11 protein-coding genes and 1 pseudogene are annotated in these 21,258 nt (G+C 41.6%); 8 read left to right on the forward strand and 4 right to left on the reverse strand.

All coding sequences use genetic code 11. From position 1 onward, the window contains the following. The first annotated feature begins 190 nt into the window (after positions 1–190). Both B6K83_RS17250 and B6K83_RS17255 read left to right on the forward strand, forming a co-directional pair. Positions 191–2,842 carry a TonB-dependent receptor gene (locus B6K83_RS17250; protein ID WP_085286109.1) on the forward strand — a complete coding sequence of 884 codons (2,652 nt, stop codon included), beginning with the start codon at positions 191–193 and terminating at the stop codon, positions 2,840–2,842. A 147-nt stretch (positions 2,843–2,989) separates the two neighbouring features. After that, complete coding sequence (locus B6K83_RS17255; protein ID WP_085286110.1) at positions 2,990–5,002, forward strand: tetratricopeptide repeat-containing sulfotransferase family protein; 2,013 nt, start codon at positions 2,990–2,992, stop codon at positions 5,000–5,002. 268 nt (positions 5,003–5,270) lie between these two features. On the opposite strand, the gene B6K83_RS17260 is transcribed toward B6K83_RS17255, so the two are convergent. Both B6K83_RS17260 and B6K83_RS17265 read right to left on the reverse strand, forming a co-directional pair. Next, complete coding sequence (locus tag B6K83_RS17260) at positions 5,271–8,324, reverse strand: efflux RND transporter permease subunit (protein ID WP_085286111.1); 3,054 nt, start codon at positions 8,322–8,324, stop codon at positions 5,271–5,273. Position 8,325: 1 nt separating this feature from the next. After that, complete coding sequence (locus tag B6K83_RS17265; protein WP_092251477.1) at positions 8,326–9,372, reverse strand: efflux RND transporter periplasmic adaptor subunit; 1,047 nt, start codon at positions 9,370–9,372, stop codon at positions 8,326–8,328. A gap of 190 nt (positions 9,373–9,562) precedes the next feature. On the opposite strand from B6K83_RS17265, the gene B6K83_RS17270 reads away from it, so the two are divergent. The 3 genes from B6K83_RS17270 (at position 9,563) to B6K83_RS17280 (ending at position 12,527) form a co-directional block, all read left to right on the forward strand. Further along, complete coding sequence (locus tag B6K83_RS17270; RefSeq protein WP_085286113.1) at positions 9,563–10,132, forward strand: TetR/AcrR family transcriptional regulator; 570 nt, start codon at positions 9,563–9,565, stop codon at positions 10,130–10,132. Positions 10,133–10,337: 205 nt separating this feature from the next. Next, positions 10,338–11,981, forward strand: a complete 1,644-nt coding sequence (gene pgi, locus B6K83_RS17275; protein WP_085286114.1) for a glucose-6-phosphate isomerase — start codon at positions 10,338–10,340, stop codon at positions 11,979–11,981. A gap of 36 nt (positions 11,982–12,017) precedes the next feature. Beyond that, positions 12,018–12,527 carry a YgjP-like metallopeptidase domain-containing protein gene (locus B6K83_RS17280; RefSeq protein ID WP_085286115.1) on the forward strand — a complete coding sequence of 170 codons (510 nt, stop codon included), beginning with the start codon at positions 12,018–12,020 and terminating at the stop codon, positions 12,525–12,527. Between the two features lie 91 nt (positions 12,528–12,618). On the opposite strand, the gene B6K83_RS17285 is transcribed toward B6K83_RS17280, so the two are convergent. Beyond that, entirely contained in the window at positions 12,619–13,500 is an 882-nt protein-coding gene (locus B6K83_RS17285) for a DMT family transporter (protein ID WP_085286116.1), read from the reverse strand. A gap of 142 nt (positions 13,501–13,642) precedes the next feature. Between B6K83_RS17285 and B6K83_RS17290 the strand changes: the two genes are divergently transcribed. Together B6K83_RS17290 and B6K83_RS17295 are read left to right on the forward strand one after the other, a co-directional pair. After that, the gene (locus B6K83_RS17290; RefSeq protein WP_085286117.1) at positions 13,643–14,548 is read left to right on the forward strand and encodes a LysR substrate-binding domain-containing protein; all 906 of its coding nucleotides are present in this window, start codon (positions 13,643–13,645) and stop codon (positions 14,546–14,548) included. A gap of 291 nt (positions 14,549–14,839) precedes the next feature. Then, positions 14,840–17,860, forward strand: coding sequence for an ATP-binding protein (locus tag B6K83_RS17295; RefSeq protein WP_085286118.1), 3,021 nt, complete (start codon positions 14,840–14,842; stop codon positions 17,858–17,860). Here the strand turns inward: B6K83_RS17295 and B6K83_RS17300 are convergent. Then, positions 17,846–20,911 carry a two-component regulator propeller domain-containing protein gene (locus tag B6K83_RS17300; RefSeq protein ID WP_233144086.1) on the reverse strand — a complete coding sequence of 1,022 codons (3,066 nt, stop codon included), beginning with the start codon at positions 20,909–20,911 and terminating at the stop codon, positions 17,846–17,848. The two genes, B6K83_RS17295 and B6K83_RS17300, sit on opposite strands and share 15 nt — an antisense overlap. A 158-nt stretch (positions 20,912–21,069) precedes the next feature. Here B6K83_RS17300 and B6K83_RS17305 point away from each other — a divergent pair. Continuing rightward, a pseudogene (locus B6K83_RS17305) lies at positions 21,070–21,258 on the forward strand (IS256 family transposase); the annotation flags it as partial.

A 21,258-nucleotide genomic window follows, 5' to 3' on the forward strand; every position in this document is an offset into this window, starting at 1 on the left:
GTATTGATATTATATCCGGATATTTTTGACTGTAAACATATACATCGCTAAATCAATTAATAGCTGACATATTTAACTTTGCGCATTTTTTTTGTAAAACTTTCTTTGGTTGTCAAGCTACTTAAAAACAAATATAATTAGCACCCTAATAATATCAACTCGAATTATAAAAACCCTTTGGGAAACTCATATGAAATTGACTAAACTGCATTGTGCTGTCATCACAGCCATCGCGGCATCAGGCCCTCTTTACGCGCAAGAAAGTATAAAAAAAGACAAAGCCAGTATCGAAGTAATCCAAGTAACGGCAACAAAACGCACAGAATCCATTCAAGAAGTTCCCGTTACCGTGACAGCTTTAACGGGTGATAGTTTAGAAAAACTGGGCGTGGCAAATTTTGATCAATACGTAGAGTTTTTGCCCAATGTGGTGTTTCAAGGCACAGGGCCTGGCCAAAATGAAATTTACATTCGTGGCGCAGCAACCACACAAACCAATATTTCTGTGTCTTCGGTACAAGCGTTACAGCCCTCAGTTGCCTTTTATTTGGACGAACAGCCGGTATCGATGCAAGGACGTAATTTAGATATCTATGCAACAGACGTTGAACGAATTGAAGTGCTACCGGGACCACAAGGTACCTTGTTTGGCGCCAGCTCGCAATCGGGTACGGTGCGCCTGATCACCAATAAACCAACCCATGATGGTTTTGCTGCAGGTTTTGATACCAGTATTAGCTCAACTAAAGGCGGCGATATGAGTAACTCAGTTGAAGCCTATTTTAATATGTCGTTAACCGATGCGCTCGCGGTTCGTGTTGCCGCTTATAATGACTTACAAGGTGGTTGGATAGACAACATACTCAATGTGCCTGGTCAAGGTGGCTATAATGGCAGTGCTGAGGTCATTAGTCGTATTTCCGGAGGCGTATTAGCGGATCCGAAAAACGTGCCTGTGATCGCGCCACAAAACGCTATGTTAGTAGAAGACAACTTTAATACCGCCCATTATGCTGGCGCGCGTTTTGGCTTGTCTTATCTAATTAACGATGAGTGGGACCTTTTAGTTCAACATACACAGCAATCACTTGATACTGAAGGGGTCTTTGCATACGACCCTAACCTAGAAGGTGAAAGCTCAACCAACCGTTTTACACCAGAAAATAACAACGATGATTTTGGCTTAACAACTTGGACGCTAGAGGGCCGACTTGAGCACCTTGACATTGTTTATACCGGTGGCTATTTAGACCGAGATATCAACTCCAACATTGATTACACCGGCTATACCAATGGTGGCTCATTCTCCGCCTATTATGTGTGTAACTACGCTGGCATTCCTGAGTCAGAGCAAGAATGTCTTGACCCGACCAAGTTTTATAAAGAACAAACCAGCACCTCGCGTACCACCCATGAGCTGCGTATGAATACCTCGGCAGAAAACCGCTGGCGCATAACGGCAGGGTTATTTTATGACACCCAAGACTTGTCAACTGTAGGCCAATTTAAAATCGCCAGTACCGATAAATTTCCTGACTTAGCCAGAACACTAGTCGGCAATGAAGGGATTAATAGTAACGGGGGCCCATTTCCTGCTGAAATTAGCTTTGTTAATGACGTCACTCATACCATAGATCAAATTGCGGTATTTGGTCAGTTAGAGTTTGATCTCAGTGAGTCGGTTACGGCAAGTTTGGGTGCCCGTTGGTACCAAATTGATGACATTTATAAAGGCTCAACGACAACCGCTGATGTCAGTGGCCGACTACGGGCCTTTGGCGACGGTAGCGATGCCGCATTAACCGAGTTTTTCGGCGCTGATGAAGCCGCCTCTATTCAAGCGGCTATTGCCAGTGGCCAATTAGACACCAGTTTACTTGACAGTAACGGTAAACTTACCGTCGATGATACCATCATCAAAACGGCAATTGATTGGCAGATAAACCAAGACGTCATGGTCTTTGCCTCCTATTCTGAAGGCTTTAGACCACCAGTGACAAACCGCGTTGGCGGTGGTGCAGCTAAAAACCAACAAGGCGCATTTGAAGGTTTTCGCATTCCGGTTTACTCCACAACAGATAGCCTAGATAACATAGAGTTAGGCTTTAAATCGACCCTGTTTGAACAAAGCTTGCGCTTTAATGCCACCGCCTATTATTCAAAAATTTCTGATTTACAAACCTCGCGTTATGATCCAACCAATATCAGCTTCTTGGTATTTACTGACAACGTCGGTGATGCAAAAATTAAAGGGATTGACGGCGACTTTAGCTGGGTTGCTAGCGACAATTTAGTGATTTCTGGTGCCTTTAGTTTTTTAGACACTGAGCTAACCAGCATTAATGAGCAACTAGACGGCATAGCGCCTGCTGTGGGTAGTCGCTTGCCTTATTCAGCAAAATTTTCGGGTAACCTGCAAGCTCAATACTTCTTCCCCCTTAAACAAGATATGACAGGCTATGTTAACGGCTCCATAAGTTATACCGGCAAAAGACTGGCAGGTATGGCGATGGACGCATACATGATAGAAGATGCCACTAACTTAATTTATGGTACTGGCTCAGGCTTGAGTATTGAAAAAGAAGCCGAGGTATACTCAGGTGTGAATTACCTCGACAGCAATGGCGAAGTTTTTGCCGGCGGGCGTTATGTACAAGACAGCTATGTATTAGCCAACTTAAGTGTTGGTGTCACCAACGACGAATGGAAAGCGGAGTTATTTATTGACAATGTCACCGATAAAAGTGCCATTTTATATATTGATACCCAACAATATACCCCGAAAGTGGTTTCTAATCGTCCGCGTACTATAGGCTTTAGGTTTTCTTACGACTTTTATTAAGTCATAACCTAGTACTAACAGCCAATAGATAAAGCCACTTGCTATGTGTATCAAGTGGCTTTTCTTGTTACAGTTATCTACTTACTATAAAGCAAAAATAACAAGCTTATTAATCACTAACCCGCTATTTTCCCTGGAGCAAAGCCGTTGAATAAAGCCGCACCTGCCACCACTGAAGCACAGTTAAAATCAATACAGCAATTAATTCAAAGTGCAAAATTCGACGCTGCCATCAAGCAAGGCCAACAATTACAGCAACACGCACTAACACGGCACCAAAACGTTGAATTATGGTATTTACTCGCGGTAGCGCAACGTTATGGCCAGCACTTGCCCTCAGCGCAAGCATCTTTAACTGCGCTGCTAAAGCTCGATGCTACTCATGCCCGCGCTTACCAAGAACAAGGCTATTTGCATTTAGCGCAAAATAAACCATCGCAAGCGCAACAAGCGTTTGAGCAAGCAGTGCAATTAAATCCAAGCTTAGTGGCCAGTTGGCAGGAGCTGATTGAGTTATATCGAGTGGCGAAGCAGCAAAGCGGTATTCAAAAAGCCGCCAATCAACTGGCGAAATTAAAAAAGCTACCACCAGCTTTACTCGCGGTAACTGAGTTAATGCATGACCAAAAGTGGCAAAAAGCAGAATTAATTTGCCGAAATTTTTTACAACAAAATAAGCAACATATTGATGGCATGTGCTTACTGGCGGAAATTGGCATCGAACTAAAAGTGTATGATGATGCCGAGTTTTTATTAGCCAGTGCCTTAGCGTTGTCACCTACGCATATCCAAGCGCGTTCCCATTACTTAAATTTGCTGATCCGCTTAGGTAAATATAAAAGCGCCTTGATACAAGTAGACAATCTACTGCAACGCCAAGCTAATAATTTAAGCTTCTTAGTGGCAAAAGCTAATACATTAACGGGCTTGGGCGAGGTCTCGCAAGCCATTACCATATTTGAATATGTTATAGCGCAGGCTAGTCCCAACACAGTGCCGGCAACACAATTAGCGGCTTTTCATCTACAATTAGGTCATGCGTTAAAAGCACAGGGTGAAATAAAAAAAGCAGTGCTGGCCTACCAAAAGGCCTACCAAATCAACCCTAGCTATGGTGATGCGTTTTGGAGCTTAGCCAACACCAAAACCTATCGTTTTAGCGAGCAAGAAATTGCCCATATGCAGGCACAACAAAACAGCAAAACTTTAGCGCTAACCGATAAAGTACAACTTTATTTCGCCACCGGCAAAGCCTTTGAAGACAACAAGCAATATAAACGCGCCTTTTTGGCCTATCAGCAAGGCAACTTACTGCAACATCAGCACAATGGTTTTGATATTAACAAAATAGAACAGCAGGTGGACGAACAAATTCAGTATTGCACGCCAGAGTTATTTGCAGAGCGCGGCAATTTAGGCTACCCGTCACCTGCCCCCATTTTTATCGTTGGATTACCCCGCGCTGGCTCAACCTTGTTAGAGCAAATATTAGCCTCACATAGTCAAGTTGACGGCACCATGGAGTTGCATAATATTTTGGGGTTAGCGGCACGATTACGCGGTCGTAATCAAGCACAAAAGCCGAGCCAGTATCCGAAAATATTACAAGAACTCGCGCCCAGTTACTTTCATCGCTTTGGGCAACAATTTATTGAAGAAACTCAAGTATACCGAGCAGGTGGCGCGTTTTTTATCGACAAAATGCCAAATAACTTTCTTCATATTGGCTTGATCCGCTTGATCTTACCCAATGCCAAGATAATTGACGCCAGACGCTCAGCCATGGCTTGTTGCTTTAGTGGTTATAAACAGCTATTTGCCGAAGGCCAAGAGTTTAGTTACGACTTAGAAGATATCGGCCGCTATTATCAAGCCTATCTTAAGCTTATGGCACACTGGCAGTCTGTATTACCGGGCTTTATATTAACGGTTAAGCATGAAGATGTGGTTGACGATTTAGCGACGCAAGTGCGCCGTATGCTTGATTTTTGTGGCTTGGCGTTTGAGCAATCTTGCCTAGATTTTCATAAAACTAAACGCAACATAAAAACCCCTAGTTCAGAGCAAGTTCGACAGCCCATTTACAAAAGCGCGACTGAGCAATGGCGACACTTTGAAGCACACTTAACGCCCTTAAAAAAAGTGCTCACTATGGATTAACCGAGCAAAGTTAGCCGCGCAGGCGAATCGATTATTGCTAGCATAAGCAAGTACAGTTTAGCGCCGGTAATCAACAAAAAGCGCGGCAAATCACCAGCACTCAACACCAGAAAAGTGCCATGACAATACGCGCTATATCAGCAAAACGCATTGTCATGTACTGTTGCTACATGTTGCCAGCGAGTTAGGATAAACTCGGCATTACTAAGTTTAGCCTATGCTCCATAGCACCTTATTTATAATTAAAATCAATTACTTACCAAACAAGCTAACTATTTACTGTCGTCGACTGTACTTTTATGCGATAAAAAATACTGTACAACACAGGTACCGCTATCATAGTTAAAATAGTAGCAAACGCTAACCCCCCCATAATTGTGACTGACATATCCGCAAAGAAAGGATCAAATATCAAGGGCATCACCCCTAAAATAGTGGTAATTGCCGCCAAAGACACCGGGCGTAAGCGGCTTAAACTTGCTTCAACAATCGCTTGTGCCTGCGCTTTACCTTCTTGTATTTGTAAGTCGATTTCTTCTAACAAGACAATGGCATTTTTAATCAGCATGCCAAATAAGCTTAAAAAGCCAAGCAGTGACATAAATCCAAAGGGTAAGTCTGCCAACAACAAGCCGGCAACCACACCCACCACAGCCATAGGCACAATTAACCAAATAATTAATGGTTGCCGCGCGCGACCAAAAAGTAGCACACTGATAATAAACATAACTAAAAAGCCAAGTGGCAAGCCTTGTCCTAATGCTGCTTGTGCTTTACGCGATGACTCATACTCACCACCCCACTCGAGTTTATAGCCCTCTGGTAAGGCAATAGCCTCTACTTGCTGATAGGTACGATTAAACGCTTCACCTGTGGTTTCACCATAGCCAGCCTCTGCTTTAACGGTAATGGTACGCACTCTATCACGGCGATTGATCAGCAGCTCTTCAGTGGCATAATTCATTTCACCACTGACTTGCTTAAATGGCACATACTTACGCTGACTGCTACTCCACACTAAGCTATTTTTTAGGCTGGCTAATTTATCTAGCGTAACATTACTGTTGCGGGCAATTATCGGGTACAGATAATCACCATCTTGTAATTGCCCAATTTGCAAGCCATCGGTATAAAACTTGATCGCTTGGCTAAAGTCGCTTCGAGAAACACCGGCAATACCAGCGGCAATATCATCGTACTCTGGTGCCAGTACTATGCCCTTTTCGCGCCAGTCATCGCGGATATCGCGAATTTTACCGTCTTGAAAGTAAATCGCTTTAGCTTGCTCAGCTAAGTCCCTTAATACCGCAGGGTCTTGGCCAGAAAAGCGTGCTTGAATTTTAGCGCCAGCTCCTGGGCCAAATTGCATAATTTCTGGGTAAAAACTGCTGTTAGGGTTAGCTTCTCTTAACTTAATGGCAATAGTTTTTGCCAATTCTGGAATCGCACTGGCATCAAATGCGCGCACTAAAAACAAGCCATAACTTTCATTGGGTAACTCAGGCCCAAACACTAAAGTGAAGCGCTCGGAGCTTTCACCAATAAAGGTCGACAAAGACTCAATGCCGTCGGTATCAAGGATCAGCTGTTCACCTTGCTTCATATATTTTTCAGTGGCGCGAATATCTGAGTCTTGCGGCCCCCAATAATGAATAAAAAATACCGGCGTATTAGAAAGCGGAAAGAAGCCTTGCTTGATTGCACCGAAACTTGCGTACGCACCTAAGGTGATCACTACTAACAAGGCTAAGGTAACATAGCGCCACTGCAAGGCTTTGCCTAACACGGTTAAATAAGCTCTATGAAAGAAAGACGGCGCAGATGCTGTTTGTTGCTCTTTGCCCACTTGGTAAAAATACTTACCCAGCAACGGCGTTAATGTCACCGCCAAAATCCAACTCAGTAATAGTGAAATTAATACCACAGCAAAAAGCGAGAATAAAAACTCGCCGGTGGCATCATCAGATAAACCAATACCTGAAAATGCCGCAATACCAATAATGGTGGCGCCAAGCAATGGCCACTGTGTTCTTTTCACAATATAGCTGGCCGACTCCATTGCCGATTTACCTTTTTCCATGCGCAGCATCATGCCTTCAGCAACGACAATGGCATTATCCACTAACATACCCATGGCAATAACCATAGCCCCGAGAGAAATACGCTGTAGCTGCAAGTCATAAAGCCACATGATTAACACCGTACCCAATACTGTGATCAATAAGGTACCACCGACGACGATGCCTGAGCGCCAGCCCATAAATAAACACAGTGCTAAGGTAACAACAGCAACCGATACTTCAAGGTTTAAAATAAAGCCATCAACCGACTCATCAACCACTTGCGCTTGGTTATAAATATTTGCAACTTCAATCCCTGCTGGTAAGTTGGCTAATACTTCATCAAGTTTATTGGCAATGTTTTTTCCGACATCAACCACGTTAATGTCACTTTGTGCGGAAATGGCTAAGGTAATGGCACTCTCACCATTAAAACGTTTTAAGCCTTTAGGTATAGCCACCGGCTGAATACTTAATTGCGCAATATCTTTTATTTTTATCGAGGCATTCTTACCTGGGATCACCATAGAAAGATTTTCAATTTCTTCTATTTTATTGGTGGCGCTCTCAACCGGTAGTCTGATTTGTTTATCACCTACATACAGTCGGCCACCACTAAACGGTTTTAAGTTATTCGCCAATACTTGTTGAATATCGGGAAATGAAAGCCCCAAGCCCGATATTTGAAAGCTGTCAATTTTAGCGACTATTTCTTCCTCTAAAATGCCACCAATTTTAACTTTCGCCACACCATCAACCGTGAGTACCTCACGGCGAATAATACGAGAAAATTCACGCATTTGCTCTGCACTAAAATCTGGGGCAGATAACGCGTAGTAAATACCATAAACATCACCAAAATCATCAACAACGATAGGCGCACTAGCCCCTATAGGTAACTCGTGGCGTATATCACGCAAACGCTTACGTAATTCGTCCCAAATTTGTGGCAAATGTGGACCATCGATATTGGGTTTTATCTCCATGGTAACGCGTGAAAAACCCGGCTTACTAACCGATCTTAGGGTGTCTAATTGCCACATTTGTTGCAGCGCGGTTTCCACCTGCTCAGTGACTTCTTTCTCAACTTTCTCGGCACTTGCGCCAGGGTAATATGTTAAAATAACCGCTTGCTTGATGGTAAAGGCAGGGTCTTCTAAACGACCAATTTTACTCATCGCCAACATGCCACCAATAATAAAACAAAGTGACATTAGCCAAATATTAATTGGCTTAGTGAGTGAATAACGTGCAATATCCATATTAATAACTTGCCTTATATTCTCGTACCGCTAAACCTTCACGCATTTGCCCGACCGCGGCAGACACCACTTTATCGCCTTCATTCAAGCCTTTGGCAATTAATGCATAGTTGCCTTGAATGTCAGTTACTTTGACATCAACTTTATTGATTCGACTTTGTGTATCATCAAAACGCCAAACACTAAATCCCGAATCGCGATCACCCACTAAGGCACTTAACGGAATGGCTAATGCCTGAGCTTGAGCAATATTGCCTTTAATGTTTACGATGGCGCGCGAGCCTTGGTAAAAAAGCTTGGTTGCTTCACCTTGCAAGGCAAAGGTGGCACCATAAGTTTGTGTGATAGGGTCAGGGGTGGTTTTATGTTCAACATAATGAATATCAAACACTTTGTCTTCTTGACCAATAATATGAGCCGTTGCTTTTACATCACGATTACCGGCATTAGCGGTCATAATACGCTCGGGTACTTCAAAGGTAAAATGCAGTTTAGATCTGTCTTGTAAATTTGCTAAGGTATCACCGACACGGATCAAGCTATCATTCTCAATATATCTTGCGCCAATAACCGCATCAAACGGTGCCCTTATAGTGCAATAGCTTAAGTCTTGCTCAGCCTTAGCTAGTGCAATTTTCGTTAATGAGTATTGCGACTTAGCGTCATCATAATCGCGCTGTGAGGCAACATTTTTTTCAAAAACGTCTTTAATACGTTTTAAATTGCGTTTGGCATCTTCATGGCGAATCCGGCTCTCGTCAACTTTGCGTTGAAACGGCGCGGGGTCAATTTTTGCAAGTACCTGACCTTTTTTAACTTGACTCCCTTCGGTCAAGCTTTCATAAATTAAACGCCCCGAAACTTCAAACTTTAAGTCGACACTTTTCACCGCGGATACGGTAGCGGGAAATTGATAGCTATTGCTTAAATGGGTTAGTCGGGCTGCTGAAAGCTGCACCACAACAGGTGCCACTTCTTTTGAAACCTCTTCAGGCTCAGAACATGCTTGCATTAATAAAACTAGCACAAGTAAAAGTATTCGATTCACATAAACTCCAATGTATTTGTCAGCCTCAATCACTGCCTGAGCTTAACGAGCTGGCGTTGACTAAAATGCCCAAGGGTAAGTCCCGAAATTATAGCACAGCTTTACACATTAACAACTAATGTAAAGCTGTTGTTTGTTATAGTTTCTTGCGCTACTATATTCCAATTAGCCACTTTACTTAGGATATATTTTGCAAAGTACCAGAGATAAAATTCTACAAACGGCAATGGAGTGCTTTTTTCAATATGGCTATTGTGCCGCCAATATTTCCATGGTAAGCCGCTATGCTGGGGTATCTCGGGTTACTATTCATAAACAATTTTCAACAAAAGAAGTGTTATTTAGAGCTGTGGTTGAACAGCACTTTCAACAAACCAATGTGCTACTGACTCACTATAACGAATCTAATGATGATTTTTGGCCGGAAACCCAAACCCTGATCACGCAACGCAGTGAAGGCTTATTTAATAACGTCAGCAGTAGCTTGGTGCGAGCGGATTTACTCCACGCGGGACAAGCTTATTGTAAAGATCTTATCGAGACCAAAGAGCACCTAATCAAAAAAAGTATTCAAGCACGGATTGAAAAAGAACTTTCAGCACAGCGACTAACCTTAAGTCGCGTGCAATTATCAGCAGCAACCTTAGCTGAAACACTGCATTTTGCGCCGTTCGGAATTACAGTCTCGGTGAGTAAACAAAACAATGCCCAATTTGTGGCAAATTTAATTGCAATTTTTAAAGCGGCTACTACCCCCTAGAGAGGAGAGTAGCTTAGTGTGTATAGTATATTCAGTGTCACTACCACTTAAAACAACAACTAAGCAGCGCCTTGCCCCAGATAACTTTTACTGTTTCATGCCACGCCAAGTTATATCCCCTTTATTATCTACAAAGGTAATATATAATTAACGTAGACTTGTTAAGCTTTACTAATTTACCTCGCCCCCTGCTTTTGGAGAGAAAATGCCAGATAGAACCTCATTACCAAGTTGGAAAAAACTCGCTTTACATGCATCTGAAATGAAATCACAACACATGAGCGAGTTGTTCAAACAAAACCCAGAGCGCTTTCAACAATTCTCTATCCAACTTGCTCCATTTTTAGTTGATTATTCAAAAAATTTGATTTCACAAACAACCATGGACTTGTTGATGCAACTAGCCAAAGAGTGTGATGTAGAACATTGGCGTGAAAAAATGTTTAGCGGCGAACGTATTAATCGCACCGAGGATCGCGCCGTTTTACATACCGCATTACGAAATCGCAGTAAAAAACCACTGATATTAGACGGCAAAGATATCAATCTCGATGTGCAACTTGCGCTTGATAAAATGAAAAGCTTCAGTGAAAAAGTACGTCAAGGGCTATGGAAAGGTTACTCTGGAAAACGCATTACCGACGTGGTTAACATTGGCGTTGGTGGTTCAAACTTAGGACCACAAATGGTGACCGAAGCGTTAGAGCAATACAGTGATAACAGTGTTAATGTGCATTATGTCTCCAATGTAGATGGCACACAAATCGCTAATGTGCTGCGCCCGCTTAACCCCGAAAAAGTGCTGTTTATTGTTTCCAGTAAAACCTTCACCACCACAGAAACCATGACCAATGCCAGAACCGCCATGAAGTGGTTAGTGTCAGCATCTTTCGATCAATCGGCGATTGCCAAACATTTTGTTGCGGTGTCATCGAATAAAAAAAATGCTACTGAGTTTGGCATTGCAGAAGACAATATTTTTGATATGTGGGACTGGGTTGGCGGTCGCTTTTCCTTGTGGTCTGCAATAGGGCTGCCGATTGCTATAGATCTAGGTTTTCAGCGTTTTATTGAACTACTAGAAGGCGCCTATGAAATTGATCAGCACTTTTGTCAAACCCCCTTAACCGAGAACGCGCCTGTTGTATTAGCTTTACTTAGTGTCTGGAACTGCACCTTTCTTGGCTCGCAATCGCAAGCTATTCTGCCCTATGATCAATCATTACATATGTTGTCAGCTTATTTGCAGCAAGCAGAAATGGAAAGTAACGGCAAGTCTGTGACTTGGCATGGCGACTCAATTTCTTACCCAACCGTGCCATCAATTTGGGGTGAACTAGGCATAAATGGTCAACATGCCTTTTATCAATATTTACACCAAAGCAATAATGTTGTGCCAGCCGACTTTATTGGCTCGGTTGAGAGCGTGACGCCAGTGCAAGGTCACCATGAAACCTTAATGGCAAACTTTTTCGCGCAAACACAAGCACTCATGCAAGGCGTTGATGAAGCGCAAGTGCGTGCCGACTTAAAGGCCAAAGGACGTACACAGGACTACATCAATAAAGTAGCGCCACATAAAGTTCATAAAGGTAACCGCCCAACTAATAGCATTTTAATGAAGCGCATATCACCTCGCTCATTAGGCAGTTTAATAGCTTTATACGAACATAAAATATTTGTCCAAGGCATTATTTTGCAAATTTGCTCTTTTGATCAGTGGGGCGTAGAGCTAGGCAAAGGCTTAGCGAATAATATTCAGGCAGAATTGTCCTCAGGAGAAATCAACAAAGCTCATGACAGCTCTACCGCCGGCTTAATTAGCTTTTACCAGCAATATAATAAATAAGCGTGAGCTGAAACACCCATAAGACAATTGAAGAAAATGAACGCACCATTAACGTATTTATCGCATTATAGCAGCGAGACTCAACAGCAAGTCTTAGCTTTGATCAAAGCAAATAAACTAAAAGCTTATTTGCTACAACAGTTTCCAAACCCTCATACAATAAGCTCAGATAAATTGCTGCGCCAATATTGCAACGACATAAAACAGCAATTTATAAAAAAATCAGCACCACTGAGCCAAGTAAAGTACGACGATAAAATTCATGTAGTCAATAACGCACTTGGCTTACATAGTTATGTATCTCGCGTACAAGGCAGTAAGCTAAAAAGTAAAAATGAAATTCGCATTGCTGCTATGTTTAAAAAAGCGCCAGCCGCCTTATTGCAAATGATTGTAGTGCATGAACTGGCGCATATAAAAGAAAAACAGCATAACAAAAGTTTTTATCAATTATGTCAGCACATGCTACCTAACTATCACCAATTAGAACTCATGACGCGCATCTATCTGACCGAAGTTGAGCGCAATGGCAATATTTACGCATAATTTCCGCTGCCACGTTTCTTGCTATAGATAAATGTTGTGTTGATGTGAAATGACGCCTACGATCTAGCTAGGCGCCAAAGCAGAACTTTCCTTAAGACAACTCTGCGTCAAACTGTTTTAATAGCCGCTTTTTCTTCGCTTCTACTTTTGCTAACCACATCAAGGGGAAAATAATAAACGCGGTGCCAATAACTAAACTTAAATCTGGCACTTCATCGAACCATAATATGCCAACTGCAACCGCGCCTAACAAACCGCTATATTCAGCGCTCGCTATTTTACTGGCATCAACCGCACGATAAACTAACACACAAATACCAGCATAAATTAAAATAAAAGTAGTTGAGCCGGTCGCTGTTAACATAGCGCTCCAGTCCCAAGGCTGCCCTTCCCACCATGCTAAAGCAAATGCAGCTGGCATACCCACGACATTTGTCAGCAGTAAAACTTGAAAAACATTCAAATGCTTGGGAATTTTTCTGATCAAAACATTATTGGCTGCCATGGTTAATGCCACTATCAATGCCGCAATGGCTGCCCAATTTATTTGCGTAGGCTTAACCACAATTAACACCCCAATAAAACCAAATACCGCCACCAATATACTATGACGAGTTAACTTCTCTTGAAATAGCATCATGGCTAACGGCAGCATCAGTAATGGCGCCGCGTAAAAAATCGCATTCGCGGTTGCTAGCGGCATAGCATTAAGAGCAATTACCATAAAAATCGCACCACACAACCAAATATGCCCGCGCAGAACATGCCATTTAAGGCCATGAAAAAAGCCTTGCTGCTGACTAAATAGGCAAAAGGGCAGCAAGATCAATACCGCGGTTAACTGGCGAAAAAAAACAAATTGGAAAACCGCCACATCATCTGACAAGGTTTTTATTAAAGCGTCAGAAAAAACAGCAATCATATTCCCAACAATGAGTAAGATCATGGCAATGCCGACAGAGATTTTGGGCATGGTAGGTATCCTCCGTAAGCCAATAATGTAGAAAAGAATTACGCCTTGGTTTTCACCCCTAGTAACTTAGGCCGCTAGCATAATACAAACCTTATAATGATGTATAATGATTAAATTACCTTTACTATGAGCTTAACTAATAATGAAATTACCTCCTTTACGCGCACTGCAATGCTTTGAAGCGGTAGCGAGACTGCATGGTTTTTCAAAAGCGGCTGACGCACTCAATGTCACGCAAAGTGCTGTAAGTCATCAAGTCAGATTACTTGAAGACTACTTAGGTGAACCCTTATTTAATCGCCAAGGTCGCTCATTTTCGTTAACCCTAACTGGTGAACACTACTTTAAAGAAATTAGCAGCGCCTTAGGTAGTATTGCCAATGTCAGCCAACACATACGTCATGGCGAATCGGGAAATATACGTTTAGCCGTATATAGTTCATTGGCTGTGAAATGGCTGATACCGAGATTAGATGATTTTCACAAGCAATACCCTGAAATCACTTTATCTTTAAATATGGTAACGGATGAGCCAGAGTGTAATGATCAACTTGCTGATTGCTTTATTACCGTAACGCCACCCAAAGAAAATTTTGTTAGTCAATTTCTTTACGCGGAAAAACTTTACCCTGTTTGCGGGCAAGCACTTTGGCAGCAAATCAGAGATAAGCCGCTGCCTGAGGCGTTATGGTCACACCCGCTATTATCAGTGCAGTCTTCAAACTCGAGTGATGGTATTGCTCAAGACTGGTTACGCTGGTGTCAACACGGCGGTTTTACCTTGCCTAAAACCGTCAAAATAAACCAATTTAGCCATGTATTGCTTGCGGCTGAGGCAACGCGATATGATCTGGGTATTAGTCTAATCGACCATTACTTAATAACCGCACAAGACCGCCAGCAAAATTTCGTTCGCATTCCTATGCATGAATTGCTTACCGGTGATAGCTTCTACTTTGTGTTCAAAAAAAACCGTAGTAGACAAGGCGATATTATAAAACTAGGCCGATGGCTAAAACAACAATGCTTTGAGCAAGAGTCTATGTAATGTGAGTCATTAGCTGTTAATTTTTCATTATTCGCTATCGCGGCATTTAGAGACAAGTCTTGTTATTACAGTGCCTGTTAAAACATAGTTTTGCCTAAGTTCATGGCGATAAACCACAAAGCCAATGTAAACAATTCTGCTCAAATAGCGATGTTCTTAATTGGTCACTAACAAGAATTGACATCAGCGGATATTCACAAAACATTAACATCAGGTATACTGCCTACCACCTGCTGATTTGCAAGCAGAGCATTAATCAATGCTGCTACCATCCACCATTAGGGTATAGATTTGCAATTAACTAACAAAACACTATTAGCCGTGATCATTGCACTAACCTTGTTGCCCTATGGGTTATCTAATACCGCTTTATCTGTTGTTCAACCTTGGCTTAAAACGGCGCCTTTATTACTGCTTCAAGTACTCAGTTTTAGCTTTGTTTTTAGTCGTTATTTGCAGATAAAAATTCGCCCGCTAAAACTGTTTTGGCAGTTCATTACCTTAGCGTTATTTACAGCCCTACTAGCAAATTTATTATTTAGCTTTAATGTCATTGAATATAAACCATTATTGCGGGATTTCTTCACTCTCTGTAGCTATTTTTTTATATTGTTAGCCATAGAGGCTAACCCCCATATTACTGAGCGCAGAAAAAACCGCCAGCTTGGTAGTCTTTTTGCTGCCGTATTCTTCACCTTAACTTGTTTTAGTTACTTGGTTTTGCTGCCTTTTGAATTTACAGACAATATTGCTGATAAAGTTGCTTCTGCACAACTATTTCACTTACTGATCTCGGCACTGATTTTTATTCGCGTTGCGATAAACGGCTACCATGTTAATAATCAGTATTGGCGACAACTGTACGGTTTATTAGCCTTTGCCGCCGCTGCAATTTTAATAAAAAATGCCCTAGCCTACTTCAATTATTGGATCCCATATTCTTTACCCAATGACGTATTAACCTTGTTAATACTAATACCTTATGCCGCGGTAATTTTTGCCGCCAACAACGCCTTAAAGCCGCCTACTCAAACGGAAGACATCTCGGTAACAAGTGCACCTGAGCTGTACTTAATATCGCTAATACTTACCGCTATCATTTTGCACTTCATTGGTTATGAGTTAGCATTACACTATCATATTGAATCATGGTTACAGACATTTTTGCTGGCCATTTGGTTAGCGATTGCCTTCTCATTATTGACCCACCTTATTTACACTAAAAACGCTTTGCTCCACAATAATCAACAATTAGTGGCACGCCAAAAATTAGCACAGCAAACCCTGGTTAAACTAAACCAAAGCTTAACTGATGCCATGCTTAACAGTGAAGAGAAAGCTATCGTCAATGCCTCAAGCAATGCCATACTTACCACCAGCACAGACGGCACTGTTTTGTCAGCAAACCCTGCTGCAGTGCAGCTTTTTCAGTGCTTAGAAGCGGATATCATTGCTAGCAATGTCAGCAAGTTTTTTGCAAGCGATGATCAAATGCATTATTTTTTCGATTTTAAAAGTAATATATACACGCTACAGCGCAAAGATAATGGCATTTCAATAGAGTGCAGCGCTAGTCGTAAAGACGGCACTAAGTTTCCCGTTCAAGCAGAATTACAATGGGCTGAACGAGAACAGCAACCTTTGGTCGTGATCACCTTTATCAACCTAACTGCGCGTAAACGTGCAGAGCAGCAAGCTTTGGATTTAAAAGATAAATTTATTGCGAATATTTCTCATGAATTTAGAACTCCCCTGACCATAATCAATGGTATTTTAGATAAATACTTACTTAATGCCGACTCTGAAAAAGAAGGCAAAGAGCTACAAACCGCTAAGCGCAACGGATTAAGGTTAGTGCGTATGGTTGAGCAATTACTAGAGCTTTCTCGATTGGCTGACAACCCACAGTTGACTATGTCAACCTATCGCTTACATACCTTAATGGCGATGCCAGCCGACTCATTTACTCGCTTAGCATCACAAAATAACTTAGCATTGAGCTGTGAAATCCCCAAAGATATTTGGCTTGATTGTGACGCGCAAGCGTTTGAAAAAGTTATCTTTAATTTAATTGCTAATGCCATTAAATATACGCCAGCTGGCGGTAAAATTCAGGTCATTGCCTTTAAAGATGGCGATAATTTTACCCTTGATATCATTGACACTGGCATTGGCATTAAGCCAAGCTCACAAGCGAAAATATTTGAACGTTTTCAAAGGGCCGATGATGAAAAAAATCATGGTGTTTTTGGTGTCGGTATTGGGTTGTCGCTGGTTAATGAGTTAGTGAAAGCACACCATTGGCATATTAATGTGGTCAGCGAGTACAACCAAGGTAGTAAGTTTTCCCTCACCATACCCTGCGCACCAGCAATTGAAGAAGAAAGGTTAACACCAAGCAGTATCTCGAAAAGTGAAGTTTCGTCACTATTACTTGAGCAACAAAAAGCTAATCAAAGTTCAAGTAGTAAGCACCAAAAGGTTATTTTAGTTATTGAAGATAACTACGATATGCAAGTTCACATCAAGCAGGTAATCGACCATAGCCATCATTGCCTACTTGCCAATAGCGGCGAGCAAGGCTTAACATTAGCGCAAGAGTACCTACCTGATCTTATTGTCTGTGACATTATGCTAACAGGTATCGATGGTTTTACAGTGCTGGAGCAGTTAAAAAGTCAAGAGTTGACCGCCCATATACCGGTAATACTATTAACCGCCCGATCGGACTTAGATAGTCGTTTACATGGTTTAGACCTGCAAGCTGATGAGTATTTAAGCAAGCCATTTAACCAGCAAGAGTTACTCACACGCATCAGTAATTTAATTACCGGCCGTGAACAATTACAGCAAAGCTACTTAAGTCATTTTCAAAAAGGTCAACAAAACAGCAGAAAAGCGAACAGTTTTAATAATGTTGCTGAATTAGCACAGAGCAGTGACAACGACAGCTCACTTGATGCTAAATTTATTGAAAAGTTAGAAACCGTAACCGCCAAAATGTATATGAATACAGACTTAGACATCATGCAGTTAGCGGAACAAATGACCATGAGTGAACGCCAACTACAACGAAAAATTAAAGCCTTGCTAGGCATCACGCCCAACAACTTTATTAAAGAGTTTCGCCTTAAAAAAGCCAAAGCCTTGCTACAAAGTGGCACTCAAATTGGCCGCATTGCCTTAGATGTAGGCTTTTCGTCACAAACCTACTTTGGACGCTGCTTTAAAGAGCAGTTTTCCTGTACCCCAAAACAGTTCCAACAGCAATATCAAGCCGAGCAGCGACCATCAAGTTCAGAGCAAACCTGATTTCACCACTAACTGCGCTTTTACGCTTGATAAGCTGTTCGCTTGCATTAAGGCTAAATAATCGAATGATGTTGACTTAGGCCCACACAGACCTAACCAAGCTAGTTGTGGGTCTTGTTCTGCAAACGCAAGTGCCTGCTCAATAAGCACACTGATTTGATCCCAGTTTAAACCTAACGGGTTATCACGACTAAATGGGAAATATGCATAGGCCATATTAATTGTCTTTAGATCGGTAACTAGGCCTGCAAAACGCGTTGCTAGTCTTGTGGCTAGCTCACTCGCATTATTATCTTTTTCGTAGCCGATAATGGCAAAAGTATCATCAGACCAACGAATCACTAAGTCATCGCTATTACGCGTATAGAGCAGTAAATCCGTAAGATTAATCAATTGACTATCACTAAACTCAGCAAAGTCACTCACTTTAACCATCAAAATATAAAGCCGAGGTAATAGATCGCGTTGCACTGGCAGTAAGTTTTGGTGCATTTGCTTCATAAGTTGGCTCGTTTGCTCAATATAAATATCTAAATAACGCCGACTTTTCACGCCAGTGACTTTATCTACGATAGCCGCTTTTTCTAGCTGTTTATTAGCTTGTGCTAATGCCAGATTTTGAGTTTTAAACTTATCAGTTTTTTCTTTTACCTGCTGCGCTAAATATAGCTTTTGCTGCTGTTCAAGGATCAGTTTACGATTTAAAAAGCGCGAATAAATCAGTATCGTGAATGCAATCAGTACAGTATATAAAAGATAGGCCCACCAAGTCTGCCAGGGTGCTGGATTAACAGTTATATCGAGCTCTAGGCTTGGTTCGCTCCAGAGACTATCGCTATTGGCCGCTTTTATTTGCAAACGATAATTACCCGCCGGCAAATTGGTATAAGTTGCGCGTCGAGATTTGCCCGCATCTAGCCATTGCTGATCAAAGCCTAGCAACCGATATTGGTAGTGGGTTGACTCTGGGCTCGCGTAATTTAAGCCAATATATTCAAAGGTAATTAATTGATGGTCATATGCAAGCGTTAAGTGCGTTAACTTGGCTAGCTCGGTTGGCAAAGACATAGCTTCATTTACCTTAACAATATTGGTTAACCTAACGCTTGGTGCAGGTGGTTTTTGATTAACATTACCAGGCATTATGCTATTAAAGCCCTTACCTGAGCCAAAATAGAGTGTATGGTCTAAGCCTTTAAAAATGGCGGAATGGGTAAACTCTAAGTCAACTAAACCATGGGTAAGATCAAAATGTTTAAAGCGACCATCTCGCGGAGAGTAGCGTGATATGCCTTTGCTCGTACTTAGCCAAATATCACCATAATCATCCTGGGTAATGCCATAAACTGTCATGCTTTTCATGCCATCTTTACTATTTAGGTGTTTAAAATTGAACTGACCATTTTTTCTGTCCTCGACTGATAAAATATTAAGGCCACCTGCTTGCGTTCCTACCCACAGATTATTGTCGCTATCAAATGCCATGGTCCAGCTAAGATCGCTTGATAAACTATTAGGATTTGTCGCTTGGTGGTTAATATGCTGAAACTTTTCTAGACTCGGCTCAAAGCGACTTAACCCGCCACCAAACGTTGCTAGCCAAATAAAGCCTTCATCATCGACTAAAAGTTGCAATACATGATCACTACTTGGCCCCTGTGTTGGGAAGTTTTCATTGGCAGGGTAACGAATAAAACTGCCATCGGCATTGAGCTTATTAATACCTTTATGAAAGGTAGATACCCAAATATTGCCCTGCTGATCTTTAATAATGTCTGTGATGCTATTGGCAGAAATCGTCGCTGGATTTTTTTCATCATGACGGAACGCTCGAATAGCATGGGTTGTAAGATCAACCATAAAAAGACCATTCGAGCGAGTGCCTACCCATAACAAGTTATTATCGGCAAATAGGGTCATTACGCGAAATTCGGCGAAGTGTTCACTAAAATCTGTGGCAGTAATCGTTTGATCTGATAGGGATAATTGATAAATCCAGCCACTATAGGCACTGAAAATAATATGCTGCTCATCAATCTGAGCAAAGCTTGTGATGTTAAAGTTTTTTAGCTGTGGCTGTGTTTGTGCGCTATATTGGCGAAACGTCGCCATATTAGGATCCCAACGGTTAACGCCGCTAAAAGTACCTATCCACATCATCTTATTATTATCTTCAAAAAAGGTGATAATAAAGTCGTTACTTAAACTATAAGGATTATTGGCAGCATGACGGTAACGAGTAAAGTCATGAGTTTGATGATTATAAATTGATAGCCCGTTATCGGTCGCTATCCAAATGGCATGTTCAGCGTCTTGATAAAGACTAGTGATGGCATTACTGGTTAATGAGCACTCTTGATTAGCATTAAAAGTATAATGCTGCACATCTGCATTAGCTAACGTGACTCGAAACAAACCATTATCAACGGTGCCTATCCAAACATTATTTTGCTTGTCGACAAGTAGACTACTAATAAATTGGTAACTTTCTGAGTCAATATTATCAAGGTGGATTGCTCGCTTAAAACTGCCGCTATGATCAAATACAGAAATACCCCCGCCATGCGTGCCAACCCAAATTTCATTGCCGTTAACCTCTGCAATGGCATGAATAGTATTGTGCGTTAAACCATTTTCATGCTCAGCGGCTTGAACAATTTGTTTTACTTGCCATTGTCCAGCGCGCTGCGTTATTAAATTTATGCCCTTTTCAGTACCAACCCAAATTTGTCCCTGGCTATCTTCAAAAATGGCATTAACAATATCGTTACTCAGTGCTAGATCAGCGCTCTTACTGCTAAAATGCATAAAATCTTGGCTTGCTGGGCGGTATAAATTGATGCCCCCGCCAAACGTGCCGACCCAAAGCTTTTCTCGACTATCGATAACAATACGGCTGATAACATCTGAGCTAAGAGAATTGGTTTTAGACGCATCATGATGAAAACTGACAACTTGATGCCCATCAAACCTGTCTAAGCCCTCAGAAGAGCCAAACCACATAAACCCATACTGATCTTGGGCCATGGTGCGAACAAAGTTATAAGACATGGGGTTGTCAACACCAAAGTTTTTAAATAATTTGACTTCCTGACTAAGACAATTAAACGCCAAAAGGCTAATAATAAGAAGGGTAAATTTATTCTTCACGAAGGTAGTGTTTAGAAATCTGTGTCATTTCAGTATTATTAATAAAATAGGAGTGACACATGACTCAATCTTTCGACTTCAACAAGGCATTAGCTGAACTTCAATCTGGTAAAGGTTTAACAGGTGAAGATGGTGTTTTAACACCGCTTATCAAGCAATTAACCGAAGCCGCTTTAAAAGCGGAGCTAGAACAACACTTAGGAGCAGATCCCGAGCCTAATCGTAAGAACGGTACAAGTAAGAAAACC

The organism is Colwellia chukchiensis, from assembly GCF_002104455.1.
Classification (GTDB): domain Bacteria; phylum Pseudomonadota; class Gammaproteobacteria; order Enterobacterales; family Alteromonadaceae; genus Cognaticolwellia; species Cognaticolwellia chukchiensis.